Consider the following 14,636-nt stretch of genomic DNA (forward strand, 5'->3'; position numbering starts at 1 on the left):
TTTTCGCTTGCGGACAAAATGTTGCATAATCGCCACAATGCGTTGCATAGATGCGACGCATTCAATGGCTCTACACGGCAGCATGGCGAACCGGGCAACACCAGCAACAGAAGCAAGCCGACCCGTAAAGGGAACGCAGGACGGCAGACGCCTTCTTGCGCTCCCGGGCGTGGTGGCGATCGCTGCGGCGCTGGTCACGGCCGCGGTCTCCTTCGCCATTCTGGTCGGCGTCACGCCGATCACGCCGGATTCGACGACGACGCTGACCCTTATCGGCATCAACGCCGTTTTCATCCTGATCCTCGTCGGCCTGATCTTGATCGAGGTGCAGCGCATCATCATGGCGCGCCGACGCGGCAAGGCTGCGTCCCGCCTGCATGTGCGCATCGTCACCATGTTCGCACTGGTGGCGGCATTGCCGGCATTGCTGGTTGCGATCGTCGCGTCGATCACGCTGGATATCGGGCTCGACCGCTGGTTCGAGATCAGGACGAAGACCATCGTCAATTCGTCGCTGTCGATCGCCGAAGCCTATGTCCAGGAGAATGCGCGCAACCTGCAGGGCACCACCCTGTCGATGGCCAACGACCTCGACAATGCGCGCTCGCTCTATGGCCTCGACCGGAGCGGCTTCCTCGACTTCATGGGCCGGCAGGCGCAATTGCGTGCGCTCGCACATGCCGCGCTGATCAGACCCGACGGTTCTTTCGTCATGAGCGCAAAGACCGGCGCCGACTTTGCCATGCCCGAACCTCCTGCCACGGCAGTGCAGGCTGCGGCCGACGGCAAGCCGGTGCTGATCGAGCCGAAGACGCGCAACATCGTCGGCGCCATCATCAAGTTGCGCGAGATCGAAGGGCTCTATCTCTATACCATCCGCCTGGTCGATCCCGAGGTGATCAAGGCACGCCAGATCGTCACCGCAAACACCGAAGAGTACCGCGACCTTGGCGCGAGTCGGCGCACGACGCAGATTGCCTTCGCTCTGCTCTATCTCGGCTTGACGCTCATTGTCGTGCTGTCGGCGATCTGGACCGGCATTGCCGTCGCCGACCGGCTGGTGCGGCCGATCCGGCAGCTCATCGGCGCTGCCGACGAGGTTGCCACCGGCAATCTCGATGTGTCGGTGCCGGTGCGGCTGTCCGACGGCGATGTCGGCGCATTGAGCGGCACGTTCAACAACATGCTGCTCGAACTCAAGTCGCAGCGCAACGAGATCCTGACCGCCAAGGACGTCATCGACGAACGCCGCCGCTTTTCGGAGGCGGTGCTTGCCGGCGTCACTGCCGGCGTCATCGGCGTCGATCCCTATGGCAGCATCACCATCGTCAATCCGTCGGCGGAGTCGATGCTGGCGATCTCCGCTGCGGATTCGCTCGGCCAGAACCTGTCGATCCTGTTGCCGCATGTCGGCCGCGTTTTCGAGATCGGGCGCAAGTCGGGACGGGCGGTCTATCGCGAGCAGGTGACGTTCTACCGTGCCGGCGCCGAGCGCACCTTCAACGTTCAGGTGACGGTGGAGGAGGGCGACAAGGAAGCGATGGACGCCGATGACACGTCGTATGTGGTGACCATCGACGACATCACCGACCTCGTTACCGCCCAGCGCACGTCGGCCTGGGCCGATGTGGCTCGGCGCATCGCCCACGAGATCAAGAATCCGCTGACACCGATCCAGCTTTCGGCCGAACGCATCCGCCGCCGCTACGGCAAGGTCATCACCGAGGACCGCGAGGTCTTCGACCAGTGCACCGAAACGATCATCCGCCAGGTTGGCGATATCGGCCGCATGGTCGACGAGTTCTCGGCATTCGCACGCATGCCCAAGCCGGAAATGAAGGTGATCGACATTCGCGAACCGCTGCGCGAGGCGTCGTTCCTGGTCGAGGTCAGCCGTGCCGACATCGCCTTCGAGCGTGAAATCACCCCGGGCCCCCTCAAGGGCACCTTTGACAGCCGCCTGATGGCCCAGGCGTTTGGCAATGTTATCAAGAACGCCGCGGAGGCCATCGAGGCGGCGGAACGCCAGACCGGCGAGCCCGGTGTCATCAAGATCCGGGCACGGCGTGACGGCAATTCGATCCGGATCGACGTCATCGACAATGGCAAGGGCCTGCCGCGCGAGCATCGCCAGCGGCTGCTCGAGCCCTATATGACGACGCGCGAGAAGGGCACGGGCCTTGGCCTCGCTATCGTCAAGAAGATTGTCGAGGACCACGGCGGAAGATTGGAACTCCACGACGCTCCAGCCGATTTCCATGGCGGGCGCGGCGCGATGATCAGCATGGTCCTGCCTGCGGCGGCCGAAGAGGCCGCGGCACCCAAGAGTGCCGACGAGGCAGCGCAGGCCCAAGAAATCGAGAAGGTCGGAAATGGCGTCTGATATTCTTATCGTTGACGATGAGGAAGACATCCGTGAACTGGTCGCGGGCATCCTGAGCGACGAAGGTCACGAAACCCGCACGGCGTTCGACGCCGACAGCGCGCTTGCCGCCATAGCGGATCGTGCGCCGCGCCTGGTTTTCCTCGACATCTGGCTCCAGGGTTCGCGGCTCGACGGGCTGGCCCTGCTCGACGCGATCAAGACCCTGCATCCCAACCTGCCCGTGGTGATGATCTCGGGCCACGGCAACATCGAAACTGCTGTCTCGGCGATCCGTCGTGGCGCCTATGATTTCATCGAAAAGCCGTTCAAGGCCGACCGGCTGATCCTGATCGCCGAGCGCGCGCTCGAAACCTCGAAGCTCAAGCGCGAGGTCTCTGACCTCAAGATGCGCAGCGGCGAGACCCACGACCTGATCGGCATGTCGTCGGCGATGAGCCAGTTGCGCCAGACCATCGACCGGGTTGCGCCGACCAATAGTCGCGTCATGATCATCGGTCCGTCCGGCTCGGGCAAGGAGATGGCCGCGCGGGCCATCCACGCGCTCTCCGCTCGCAAGACCGGCCCGTTCGTCACGCTGAATGCCGCCACGATCACGCCCGAACGCATGGAGATCGAGCTGTTCGGCACCGAATCGAACGGCGGCGAACGCAAGGTCGGCGCCCTCGAGGAGGCCCATCAGGGTATCCTCTATCTCGACGAAATCGCCGACATGCCACGCGAGACCCAGAACAAGATCCTGCGCGTGCTGGTCGACCAGCAGTTCGAGCGCGTCGGCGGCACCAAGCGCGTCAAGGTCGACGTGCGCATCATTTCGTCGACCGCCCAGAACCTGGAGGCGATGATCGCCGAAGGCCGGTTCCGCGAAGACCTTTACCACCGCCTGGCGGTCGTGCCGGTCATGGTGCCGGGGCTTGCCGAGCGTAGGGAGGACATTCCCTATCTCGTCGACAATTTCATGAAGCAGATGGCCAAGCAGGCCGGCATCAAGCCGCGACGCATCGGTGACGACGCGCTTGCCGTGCTCCAGGCCCACAACTGGCCCGGCAACGTGCGCCAGTTGCGCAACAACGTCGAACGCCTGCTGATCCTTGCCCGCAGCGACAATCCCGAAGCGCCGATTACTGCCGACCTTCTGCCATCGGAGATCGGCGACGTCATGCCGCGCGCGCCGAACCAGTCCGATCAGCACATCATGGCGCTGCCGCTGCGCGAAGCGCGCGAGATGTTCGAGAAGGAATATCTCATTGCACAGATCAATCGCTTCGGCGGCAACATCTCCAAGACGGCCGAGTTCATAGGCATGGAGCGCTCGGCGCTGCACCGCAAACTCAAGTCGCTGGGCGTGTAAGCTGTGGCTGGCAGTCAGGATAGAGATCCAGCATGCGCGTAATCATCTGCGGGGCCGGGCAGGTCGGTTACGGCATCGCCGAACGGTTGGCGGCGGAAAAGAACGACGTCTCGATCATCGATACGGCGCCTGAGCTGATCCATTCGGTCCGCGACCAGCTCGACGTGCGTGGCTTCGTCGGCCACGGATCGCATCCGGAAGTGCTGGAGGCCGCCGGCGCGCAGAACGCCGACATGATCATCGCCGTGACCCTCTTCGACGAGGTCAACATCGTTGCCTGCGAGGTGGCGCACGCGCTGTTCAACGTGCCCATGAAGGTCGCGCGCATTCGGTCGCAAGCCTATCTCCAGCCGCACTATCAGGACCTGTTTTCGCGCGAGCATCTACCGATCGACGTGATCATCTCGCCCGAGCTCGAAGTCGGCGAGATGGTGCTGCGGCGCATTACGCTGCCGGGCGCGACCGACGTCGTCCGCTTTGCCGACAACCACATCATCATGGTGGCGATCGAGTGCCTGGAGGACTGCCCGGTCATCAACACGCCGCTGGCCCAGCTCAGCGAACTGTTCCCCGATCTGCCCTCGACGGTGGTTGGCGTCAGCCGCAACGACCGCCTGTTCATCCCGCATTCGGCCGATCAGCTGGTGGCCGGCGATCTCGCCTATGTCGTGACGACCAAGGAACAGGTGCGCCGGACGCTCGGCCTGTTCGGGCATGACGAGCAGGAGGCAACGCGCATCGTCATCGCCGGCGGCGGCAATATCGGCCTTTATGTCGCCCGCACCATCGAGAAGCGCCAGAGCCGCACCAAGATCAAGATCATCGAGGCGAACCGGGACAGGGCCGTCAAGGTCGCGGACGAATTGCGCCGGACCGTGGTGCTCAACGGCAGCGCTCTCGACCAGAAGCTGCTGATGGAAGCCGACATCCAGGATGCCGACCTGATGGTGGCGCTGACCAACAACGACCAGGTCAACATCCTGTCCTCCGTCATGGCCAAGCGGCTGGGCTGCAAGGGCAATCTCGCCCTCATCAACAACCCGGCCTATCACGATCTCACCAAGCCGCTCGGCATCGACGCGCATGTCAATCCGAGTGCGGTGACCATCTCGCGCGTGCTCCAGCACGTCCGGCGCGGGCGCATCCGCCAGGTCCACTCGATCCAGCGGGGAGCCGCCGAAATCATCGAAGCCGAGGCGCTGGAAACGTCGCCGCTGGTCGGCACGTTGCTGCGCGACCTCGAATTGCCCGATGGCATGCGCATCGGCGCGATCTATCGCGACGGCAAGATCGTCAAGCCGAGCGGTTCGGTGCAGATAAAGCCCAAGGACCGCGTCGTCATTTTCGCGCTCGACAAGGCGGTCAAGCAGGTCGAGCAGATGTTCCGGGTCAGTCTCGAATTCTTCTGACCTAGTCCAGCCAATTGACCGTTGCCGCCCGTCGCAGATCGACTAGAACTCCGTAAAATTCCGAGGGTCACGAAAACCATGCCGCGCATCGCTTACGTCAACGGCCGCTACGTCGCCCATTCAGATGCCTCCGTGCATATCGAGGACCGCGGCTACCAGTTCGCCGACGGCGTCTACGAGGTTTGCGAGGTGGCGCGCGGCTTCATCGTCGACAGCGTAGGCCACCTCGACCGGCTCGGCCGCTCGCTGTCGGAACTCAGGATCGACTGGCCGCTCAACCGCGCCGTGCTCGTGCATGTCATGCGTGAGGTCATCCGCCGCAACCGCGTCCACAATGGCATGGTCTACCTCCAGGTGACGCGCGGCGTGGCGCCGCGCGATCACGTCTTTCCGGCAAACGGCACGCGTCCCGCACTGGTGGTAACCGCCAAGCGCACCGACCCCGTGGCCGCGGCCAAGAAGGCCGGGGCAGGGCTCAAGGTCATCACCGTGCCGGAAAACCGCTGGGAGCGCGTCGACATCAAGACTGTCGGTCTCCTGCCCAACGTCCTGGCGCGCCAGCAGGCCAAGGAGGCCGGCGCCCAGGAGGCGTGGTTCGTCGATCCGGACGGCACGGTCAAGGAAGGGGCAGCCACCAACGCCTGGATCGTCACCAGGGACGGTGTGCTCGTTACGCGCCCGGCCGACCACGGCATCCTGCGCGGCATCACCCGGACCACGCTGTTCAAGGTCGCCGAGAAGCTCGGGCTGACGGTCGAGGAACGCGGTTTTACCGTCGAGGAAGCCAAGGCAGCGCGCGAAGCGTTCATCACGGCCGCGACCACACTCGTCATGCCGATTGTTGCCATCGACGGCCAGCCCGTCGCCAATGGACACCCCGGATCGGTGGCGCTTTCCCTGCGCGAAGCCTTTTTTGACGTTGCGGAAAAAATCCAAGCCTGATAACCGCTTGGGCGTAAATGGTTAAATTCATCTCGTTCAGCTTGCCGCGCGATGTGGCAAGGGGTGTTTGCTCGCTTGACATGAGCCCGGTAATTTGGCGCATTGGCAGCAGACAGGGATCGGCGAAAGAAAAAAACAATGGCGGAACGATCGCAGAATCTTCAGGACCTTTTCCTGAATTCAGTTCGCAAGAGCAAAAACCCACTCACCATTTTCCTCATTAACGGCGTGAAATTGACCGGAGTCGTTACTTCCTTCGACAATTTCTGTGTTTTGTTGCGCCGTGACGGGCATTCCCAGCTCGTCTACAAGCATGCCATCTCCACGATCATGCCGAGCCAGCCGGTTCAGATGTTCGATGGCGAGGAAAGCCAGGGCGGCTGATTGGCACGCGACAGGAACGCCGGCGCCAAGGCCGGTGCCAGCAATGGACCCGAATCGATAGGGGGCGACAAAGCCCCCACGCGCGCGGTCGTCATCGTGCCGGTGCTGACGCGCCAGCCCAAGAGTGACGACGACAGCGCACGTCCGCGCCTGCAGCGTTCGGCCGACGCCCGCCACGACGAAGCCGTGGGGCTCGCCCGCGCCATCGATCTCGAACCCGTTCATACCGCGATCGTCACGCTCAACGACCCGCGCCCGGCGACATTGCTGGGCACCGGCAAGGTCGAGGAGTTCGCTGAGATCGTGAAGGAGCGCGGCGCGGAACTGGTCATCGTCGACCATCCGCTGACGCCGGTGCAGCAGCGCAACCTCGAAAAAGAGATGAACGCCAAGGTGCTAGACCGCACCGGGCTGATCCTCGAAATCTTCGGGCGCCGGGCGCGCACCAAGGAAGGCACGCTGCAGGTCGAGCTTGCCCATCTCAACTACCAGAAGGGCAGGCTGGTTCGCAGCTGGACCCACCTCGAGCGCCAGCGCGGCGGTGCGGGCTTCCTCGGCGGTCCGGGTGAAACGCAGATCGAATCCGACAGGCGCGCGCTCCAGGAAAAGATCATCAAGCTCAAGCGCGAGCTGGAGACGGTGGTCCGCACGCGTGACCTGCACCGCGCCAAGCGCCGCAAGGTGCCGTTCCCGGTCGTCGCCATCGTCGGCTACACCAACGCCGGTAAGTCAACGCTGTTCAACCGGCTGACCGGCGCCAGCGTGCTGGCCGAGGACATGCTGTTTGCCACGCTTGATCCGACGTTGCGCCGGGTGCGGCTGCCGCACGGCACGCCGATCATCCTGTCCGACACCGTCGGTTTCATCTCCGACCTGCCGACGCACCTGATCGCCGCCTTCCGGGCGACGCTGGAAGAAGTGGTCGAAGCCGACCTCGTCATTCATCTCAGGGATATTTCCGATCCGGATACCGCGGCCCAGGCCGAGGATGTCGAACGCATCCTTGCCGATCTTGGCGTCGATGCGGCGGATACCGACCGGGTGGTCGAAGTCTGGAACAAGATCGACCAGCTCGACGAGGGCAATCGCGAGCGCCTGCTTTCCGACGGCTCCGATGGCCGCAAGCTGCCGCCGATCGCGATCTCGGCAATCACCGGCGAGGGCATCCCTGCACTTGCCGGCTTGATCGAGCAGCGCGTCTCGGGCGAGCTCGAATCGATCGACGTCACGCTGGAACCCAGCCAGCTTGGCCAGATCGATTGGCTCTATCGCAATGGCGACGTGGTTTCGCGCACCGACAATGACGATGGCAGCGTGTCGATGACGCTCAAGGCAACCGCTTCGGCGCGCGACGAGATCGCGGCGAGAATACTACGCAAAAACAAAGGCTAGGGCGCGTTATTTCGCGCTCTTTGCCTGTTGCCACAAGGCTTCCATCTCGTCGAGCGTTGCCGCCTCCAGGCTGTGGCCAGCATCGTTGAGCGACTTTTCGACGTAGTGGAACCGCTTGCGGAACTTGTCGTTGGTTCCTGACAGCGCAGCCTCGGAATCGAGCTGCAGGTGGCGGCCGAGATTGACCAGCGCAAACAGCATGTCGCCGAACTCGTCCTTGACCGCGGCCTGATCGCCGTTGGCCATGGCCTCGCGCAACTCGCCGATCTCTTCTTCGATCTTGTTGAGGATGGGTGCTGCCTCGCCCCAGTCGAAGCCGACGCGCGCCGCCTTCTCCTGCAGTTTGAGTGCACGGGTAAGTGCTGGCAGCGCCACCGGCACCCCGTCCAGAAAACCCTTGCCGTGATCTTCAGGGTCAAGCCCGCGGGCGATGCGCGCCGCGCGCCGCTCGGCCTTCTCTTCGGCCTTGATCTTCTCCCACATGCCCTTCGCCGAACGCGCCTCGCGCGCCTTGGCGTCGCCAAAGACATGCGGATGCCTGCGGATCATCTTGGTGGTAATGGCTTCGACCACGTCGCCGAAGGCAAACTCGCCCGCTTCCTCGGCCATCTGGGCGTGATAGACGACCTGCAGGAGCAGATCGCCGAGTTCCTCGCGCAGATGGTCGATGTCATTGCGCGAGATCGCGTCGGCGACCTCATAGGCTTCCTCGATCGTGTAGGGCGCAATCGTCGCGAAATTCTGCTCGATGTCCCAGGGACAGCCGGTTTCCGGCTCGCGCAGGGCGGCCATGATCTCGATCAGGCGGGAGATGTCTTTGGAAGGTTGCATGGCGCGATGCTATAGCCCGCCTTACCTTATCCCAACAATGGCGTGCCGCACGCCGGCCTTGTCCACAGCCTAATCCCTTGCCCCGGCGGCCATCGTGCCTGTGGCGCTCGGGAGCTGTGCTAATGACCAGAAATCCGGACGCAGGCAGGACATGCCCATGCTTCATCTATCGCTCGTTGCAGTCGGCGGCGCCATCGGCGCATCGCTGCGCCATCTGGCCAATCTCGTAGCACTCAGGCTGGCGGGGCCGAACTTTCCCTGGGGCACGTTGGCGATCAACATTGTGGGTTCGTTTGCCATGGGCCTGTTCATCGGCTGGCTCGCCCGCCGCACCGGGACATCGAACGAACTGCGCTTGTTCGTTGCCACGGGTATTTTGGGCGGCTTCACCACCTTTTCGGCGTTCTCGCTGGATTTTGCCACCTTGTGGGAGCGCGGATCGACTTTGCCGGCCTTCGGCTATGCCTTTGCCAGCGTCATATGCGCCATCCTGGCCCTGTTCCTGGGAATGTGGCTCGCAAGAAGCATCGGCTGATGCTATTGGGCCGCTTCGAAAAGGACAATTGAACAATGGCAGGCGTTGAACAGATCACGGTGGAAGCCGGCGAAACGGGCATGAGGCTCGACCGCTGGTTCAAGTCCCACTATCCGGGGCTCGGCTTCGGCCACCTGCAGAAACTGCTGCGCTCGGGCCAGATCCGGGTCGACGGCGGCCGCGTCAAGGCCGACACGCGCGTCGAGCCAGGCCAGGTGATCCGCATCCCGCCGCTCGAGGTCGACAAGAAGAACGACGGCCCGCTGACCGCCCGGACCATGCGCGATCAGGACGATGGCGACGTGCTGGCCAAGATGCTGATCTACGAAGACTCCAAGGTCTTCGTCTTCAACAAGCCGGCCGGCCTCGCCGTTCAGGGCGGTTCGGGCATCGTGCGCCATCTCGACGACATGCTCGAGGCCTGGCGCAACAAGAAGGGCGAAAAGCCGCGCCTGGTGCACCGGCTCGACCGCGACACCTCGGGCGTGCTGGTCGTGGCGCGCACGCGCCTGGCGGCAATGAAGCTCGCCGAGGCCTTCCGTGCCCGCGAAACCAAGAAGACTTACTGGGCCCTGGTCAAGGGCGCGCCGCCCAAGCGCGAAGACAAGATCTCGACCTGGCTGATCAAGGAACAAACGCCAGACGGCGACCGCATGCGCGTCGCCAAGCATGGCGAAAAGGGCGCCGATCATGCGGTTTCCTACTACCGCGTGCTGGAGCAGGCCGCCCAGACCATGACCTGGCTGGAGATGGAGCCCTATACCGGCCGCACGCACCAGCTGCGCGTGCACGCTGCCTTTATCGGCTGCCCGATCATCGGCGATCCGAAATATTTCGAACACGACACCAACTGGGAATTTCCCGGCGGCCTGCAGAACAAGCTGCATCTGCATGCGCGCCGCATCGTCATTCCGCACCCAGACCATGGCGTGATCGACGTCACCGCGCCGATGCCGCCGCATATGCGCCAGAGCTGGAACCTCATCGGCTTCGATGATGAAAGCGGGGAGCCGGCGTGACGGCAGCCTCGTCGCGCGACAGCACCGCGGGCGCGTTGAAGCTGGTGCTGTTCGATTGCGACGGCACGCTGGTCGACAGCGCCGACCTCATCCATGCCACGATGGTCGCGACGTTTCGCGAGGCCGGCCTTGCGGCGCCGCCGCTGGAAGCTACCAAGGGCATCATCGGCCTGACGCTCGATCTTGCCATCGCGAGGTTGCTAGACCGTCCGCTCGATGCCGAGTGCGGCCGTCTGGCCGAGCGCTACAAGGCGCATTTCACCGCCTCGCGCGCGCCGGCGAATTTCCATGAGCCGCTCTATGACGGCATCGCCGAACTGATCGACGTGCTCGCCAGGCGCGACGACGTGCTGATCGGCATGGTCACCGGCAAGTCGCGCCGCGGCGTGCAGCGTGTGCTGGAAACCTATGGTTTAGGGCGCCATTTCGTGACCATCCGCACCGCCGACGACTGCCCCTCCAAGCCGCATCCCGCCATGGTGCTGGAATGTTGCGCCGAAACCGGCATCGAACCGGCCTCGACTTTCGTGGTCGGCGACGCCATTTATGACATGCAGATGGCCAGAAGTGCCGGTGCACGCGCGATAGGTGTGTCCTGGGGCTACCATGACCGCGAAGGCTTGCTGGCTACCGGTGCCGAGACTGTGCTGGCCAAGCCCGGCGATTTGCTCGCCCTCATCGACTGATTGCCCTTTGCGACTGATAGGAAGAACTCATGCGTGACATCCTGAGCGACCTTGAAACCGGCGACTTGCTGTCCGATCCCGATCCGATCCGCCGCGCGCAAAGCACGATGCGCCGGCAACTGCCCAAGCGGTTCTACGAAACGGCATCGGTTGCCGCCGTCGAGGGTGGTTATGCGGTCCAGCTCGACGGCAAGCCGGTGCGCACGCCGGGCAGGGCGCTGCTTGCACTGCCGACGGAGGCAGCCGCGCAACTGGTCGCCGACGAATTTGCTGCCCAGGTCGAGAGCATAAACCCATTCACCATGCCGGTGCTGCGCCTGGTCAACACGGCGATCGACGGTGTTGCTACCGACCCGCAGGCCGTGCTCGAGGACATCCTGCGCTTTTCGTCGTCGGATCTGCTTTGCTACCGCGCCGACAGCCCGGAAAAACTCGTCGAGCGCCAGTCCGAGGCGTGGGATCCGGTGCTGGACTGGGCGCGTGCGTCGCTGAGCGCGCATTTCGTTCTGGCCGAGGGCGTCATGCATGTCGAGCAGCCGCGCGCGGCCATTGCCGCCCTTGGCGTCCACCTGTCGCAGCGCGCCGAGCCGATGCGGCTGGCCGCACTCCATCTGATGACCACGTTGACCGGCTCGGCGCTTCTTGCGCTGGCCGTCGAAACCGGCGAACTGGATGTCGAGGCGGCCTGGGCCGCCGCCCATGTCGACGAAGACTGGCAGGTCGAGCATTGGGGCCAGGATTCCGAGGCCATTGCCCGCCGCGCCAATCGCAAGCGCGACATGGTTTCGGCGGTGGCGCTGCTTGAGGCGCTGAAGGCCGGCTGACCCCGTCTTGGCCAGCTGGGCGGGCTGCGCCCGAGTCTTGGGCAGAATGTCAGTGTGGCTGCCCTGGTTTGCCTGTTTTTTGAGCATCGGCTTTTTCCTCGACCTCCGGGACCAGCGCGGATCCTGCTTTTTTCGAGTTGGCACGAGGCTTGCTTCTTCTCTTGCGACACGCTGGCCGCCAATGGCTGGCAGGCACGACACCGAGAGGATAGCATGACGAAGTACAAGCTCGAGTACATCTGGCTGGATGGTTACACGCCGGCGGCCAATCTCCGCGGCAAGACCCAGGTCAAGGAATTCGCGGAGTTCCCCAAGCTCGAGCAGCTTCCGCTCTGGGGTTTCGACGGCAGCTCGACCAAGCAGGCCGAAGGCAAGAGCTCCGACTGCGTGCTCAAGCCGGTCGCCGTTTATCCCGATCCGGCCCGCAAGAACGGCGCGCTCGTCATGTGCGAGGTCATGATGCCGGATGGCGTCACGCCGCATCCGTCGAACACCCGTGCGACCGTCCTCGACGACGATGGTGCCTGGTTCGGCTTCGAGCAGGAATATTTCTTCTATAAGAACGGCCGTCCGCTCGGTTTCCCCGAAACCGGCTTCCCGGCACCGCAGGGCCCGTACTACACCGGCGTCGGCTACCAGGCCGTCGGCGATATCGCCCGCCAGATCGTCGAAGAGCATCTCGACCTTTGCCTCGACGCCGGCATCAACCACGAGGGCATCAACGCCGAAGTGGCCAAGGGCCAGTGGGAATTCCAGATCTTCGGCAAGGGCTCGAAGAAGGCGGCCGACGAGATGTGGCTCGCTCGCTACCTGCTGCAGCGCCTGACCGAAAAATACGGCATCGACATCGAGTATCACTGCAAGCCGTTGGGCGATACCGACTGGAACGGCTCGGGCATGCACGCAAACTTCTCGACCGCCCACCTGCGCGAAGTCGGCGGCAAGGCCTATTTCGAGGCGCTGATGGATGCGTTCGGCGAAGCCCGCGAAGATCACATCGCTGTCTATGGCCCGGACAACCACCTGCGCCTGACCGGCAAGCACGAGACGGCGTCGATCGACGTGTTCACCTGGGGTGTTGCCGACCGCGGCGCTTCGGTGCGCGTGCCGCACAGCTTTGTCCGTGACGGCTATCGCGGCTATCTCGAAGACCGCCGTCCGAACTCGCAGGGCGACCCCTACCAGATCGCCTCGCAGATCCTGAAGACCATTAGCTCGGTGCCGACCAGTGTCGAGACCAAGGCTGCTGCTTAAACATTAGGCAGCGTCGAAAAGAAAAACCCCGGGTTTCAGCCCGGGGTTTTTCTTTTCGTGATCAGGTCAGCCAAGCGGCTGGGTGTCGGTCTATGCAGCGTAGCGCTTCAGGGCCTCGATCTCGTCGGCGCCGGGCTTGTGGCCGCGCAGATAGAGCGCGCATGTGGTGCGCAGCATGGATGCGAAGTTCGGGATCGCTCCGTTGATCTCGATCGCCTCGTCATAGAGCTTCGAGATGAATTTCGGCGTCGTCAGCCCCTGAGAGGACGCGATTTCGTCGAGAAGGTCCCAGAAGGTGGCCTCAAGCTGGATGCTGGTCGAATGGCCGGCGATCCGGATCGACCGGTTGATCTGGTGATAGCCCTTCGGATCCTGTCCGGCAAATACCCTGCACATATCAATCCTCCCGATGGCTTGCCCCGGCGTGCGGCACCGGCGCTGGCTGTCGGACGCCATCATCGGCCCAACAGCACGTCATCGCAACCATGCTTTCGTCCCTGCGTAGCAAACTATGCTCCAGCACGCGTGGTAACGGGCTGCCACCACTTGGGGCTGCGCGGATTTCATAATCCTCCTGCTTCTAACTGCCAGGAGGACGAATGGCGAAGGCAATACATTCCATGGTGCGCGTGCTCGATGAGACGCGTTCCGTATCGTTCTATCGCACGGCCTTCGGCCTCGAAATTGCCGACCGGCTCGATTTCGAGACGTTCACCCTGATCTATCTCAGCAACCCTGAAACCGAATTCGAGGTCGAGCTGACCGTCAACAAGGGCCGGACCGAGCCCTACGTCTTGGGTGACGGTTACGGCCATTTGGCCGTGTCGGTGGACGACCTGGAAGCCACGCACCGGCGGTTTGTTGCGGCCGGCCTGGCCCCCAAGGACATCGTCGACTTCGCGCCGGGCGGCAAGCCGCTCGCCCGCTTCTTCTTCATCGAAGACCCCGACGGCTACAAGATCGAGGTTTTGCAGCGGGGAGGCCGGTTCAAGTGAAGCATACGCGGCGAGGGAGAGCGCCGCGCCAGCCAAGCGCCGACGGCGCATAGCAAGCAAGGGAGGAAAATCATGGTGACGATCTATCAAGGCAAGTCCGGCCTGTCGCGGCGCGAACTGCTCAAGCGCGGTAGTGCTGCTGGCGCGCTGCTTATCATCAGCGGCTCAGCCGTCCTCAGCGCGGGCGAAGCATGGGGGCTCGAGAGCACGGCATTGAAGCCGGAAACGCTGGCCACGCTGATCCAGATGGCGCGCGACGTCTATCCCCACGATCAGGTGCCGGACAAGTTCTACGCCATCGCCATCAAGAGCCACGACGAGCAGGCGGGCAAGGATGCGGCGCACAAGGACCTCATCGAGAAGGGCATTGCCGACCTCGACCAGAAATCGGGCGCGGGCGGATATACCGGCCTTGGCTGGGAGGACGAGCGAGTGGCCATCCTCCGGCAGATCGAGGACACGCCATTTTTCCAGGCGATCCGCGGCGGACTTGTCGTCGGCCTCTACAACCAGAAGGAGGTGTGGCCGATCTTCGGTTACGAGGGCGAGTCCTACTCCAAGGGCGGATACATCGCGCGCGGCTTCGACGACATCGAGTGGCTCTGATCGGGCCCCTGTCGCGAATCCAGCC

Annotated in this window: 15 protein-coding genes; 13 read left to right on the top strand and 2 right to left on the bottom strand. The window is 63.5% G+C overall.

Annotation, left to right across the window (positions count from 1 at the left end; genetic code table 11):
- The first annotated feature begins 37 nt into the window (after nucleotides 1-37).
- The 6 genes from GGQ99_RS04490 to hflX all read left to right on the top strand — a co-directional run bounded on the left by GGQ99_RS04490 (nucleotide 38) and on the right by hflX (nucleotide 7,861).
- Complete coding sequence (locus tag GGQ99_RS04490; protein ID WP_425486776.1) at nucleotides 38-2,383, top strand: sensor histidine kinase NtrY-like; 2,346 nt, start codon at nucleotides 38-40, stop codon at nucleotides 2,381-2,383.
- Nucleotides 2,373-3,734 carry a nitrogen assimilation response regulator NtrX gene (ntrX, locus tag GGQ99_RS04495; protein WP_108608041.1) on the top strand — a complete coding sequence of 454 codons (1,362 nt, stop codon included), beginning with the start codon at nucleotides 2,373-2,375 and terminating at the stop codon, nucleotides 3,732-3,734. Before GGQ99_RS04490 ends, ntrX begins: the two co-directional genes overlap by 11 nt.
- Before the next feature lie 32 nt (nucleotides 3,735-3,766).
- On the top strand, nucleotides 3,767-5,143 hold the full coding sequence (trkA, locus tag GGQ99_RS04500) for a Trk system potassium transporter TrkA (RefSeq protein ID WP_108608042.1): 1,377 nt from the start codon (nucleotides 3,767-3,769) through the stop codon (nucleotides 5,141-5,143).
- Nucleotides 5,144-5,221: 78 nt separating this feature from the next.
- Nucleotides 5,222-6,085 (top strand): D-amino-acid transaminase, encoded by an 864-nt coding sequence (locus GGQ99_RS04505; RefSeq protein ID WP_183260960.1) that lies wholly within the window; start codon nucleotides 5,222-5,224, stop codon nucleotides 6,083-6,085.
- 138 nt (nucleotides 6,086-6,223) lie between these two features.
- Entirely contained in the window at nucleotides 6,224-6,469 is a 246-nt protein-coding gene (hfq, locus tag GGQ99_RS04510) for an RNA chaperone Hfq (RefSeq protein WP_018428055.1), read from the top strand.
- A 57-nt stretch (nucleotides 6,470-6,526) separates the two neighbouring features.
- A complete protein-coding gene (gene hflX / locus GGQ99_RS04515) occupies nucleotides 6,527-7,861 on the top strand; it encodes a GTPase HflX (protein WP_343061702.1) in 1,335 nt (444 codons plus the stop codon).
- A gap of 6 nt (nucleotides 7,862-7,867) precedes the next feature.
- Here the strand turns inward: hflX and mazG are convergent, their stop codons facing one another.
- Nucleotides 7,868-8,692, bottom strand: coding sequence for a nucleoside triphosphate pyrophosphohydrolase (gene mazG / locus GGQ99_RS04520; RefSeq protein ID WP_183260965.1), 825 nt, complete (start codon nucleotides 8,690-8,692; stop codon nucleotides 7,868-7,870).
- A 157-nt stretch (nucleotides 8,693-8,849) separates the two neighbouring features.
- On the opposite strand from mazG, the gene crcB reads away from it, so the two are divergent.
- The 5 genes from crcB (at nucleotide 8,850) to GGQ99_RS04545 (ending at nucleotide 13,010) form a co-directional block, all read left to right on the top strand.
- Complete coding sequence (gene crcB / locus GGQ99_RS04525) at nucleotides 8,850-9,227, top strand: fluoride efflux transporter CrcB (RefSeq protein WP_183260967.1); 378 nt, start codon at nucleotides 8,850-8,852, stop codon at nucleotides 9,225-9,227.
- A 35-nt stretch (nucleotides 9,228-9,262) separates the two neighbouring features.
- Nucleotides 9,263-10,246, top strand: coding sequence for an RluA family pseudouridine synthase (locus GGQ99_RS04530; RefSeq protein ID WP_108608046.1), 984 nt, complete (start codon nucleotides 9,263-9,265; stop codon nucleotides 10,244-10,246).
- A 35-nt stretch (nucleotides 10,247-10,281) separates the two neighbouring features.
- Complete coding sequence (locus GGQ99_RS04535) at nucleotides 10,282-10,932, top strand: HAD-IA family hydrolase (RefSeq protein WP_183262351.1); 651 nt, start codon at nucleotides 10,282-10,284, stop codon at nucleotides 10,930-10,932.
- 29 nt (nucleotides 10,933-10,961) lie between these two features.
- Complete coding sequence (locus tag GGQ99_RS04540; protein WP_183260969.1) at nucleotides 10,962-11,756, top strand: ATP12 family chaperone protein; 795 nt, start codon at nucleotides 10,962-10,964, stop codon at nucleotides 11,754-11,756.
- 213 nt (nucleotides 11,757-11,969) lie between these two features.
- Entirely contained in the window at nucleotides 11,970-13,010 is a 1,041-nt protein-coding gene (locus tag GGQ99_RS04545; protein ID WP_183260971.1) for a glutamine synthetase beta-grasp domain-containing protein, read from the top strand.
- 90 nt (nucleotides 13,011-13,100) lie between these two features.
- On the opposite strand, the gene GGQ99_RS04550 is transcribed toward GGQ99_RS04545, so the two are convergent.
- Nucleotides 13,101-13,406, bottom strand: coding sequence for a ribbon-helix-helix domain-containing protein (locus GGQ99_RS04550; RefSeq protein ID WP_108608048.1), 306 nt, complete (start codon nucleotides 13,404-13,406; stop codon nucleotides 13,101-13,103).
- A gap of 203 nt (nucleotides 13,407-13,609) precedes the next feature.
- On the opposite strand from GGQ99_RS04550, the gene GGQ99_RS04555 reads away from it, so the two are divergent.
- Together GGQ99_RS04555 and GGQ99_RS04560 are read left to right on the top strand one after the other, a co-directional pair.
- A complete protein-coding gene (locus GGQ99_RS04555; RefSeq protein WP_183260973.1) occupies nucleotides 13,610-14,005 on the top strand; it encodes a VOC family protein in 396 nt (131 codons plus the stop codon).
- Nucleotides 14,006-14,077: 72 nt separating this feature from the next.
- Nucleotides 14,078-14,611, top strand: coding sequence for a Twin-arginine translocation pathway signal (locus GGQ99_RS04560; RefSeq protein WP_108608050.1), 534 nt, complete (start codon nucleotides 14,078-14,080; stop codon nucleotides 14,609-14,611).
- Nucleotides 14,612-14,636 lie beyond the last annotated feature (25 nt).

Origin of the sequence: Aminobacter niigataensis (genome assembly GCF_014200015.1) — a bacterium.
GTDB classification, from domain to species: Bacteria; Pseudomonadota; Alphaproteobacteria; order Rhizobiales; family Rhizobiaceae; genus Aminobacter; species Aminobacter niigataensis.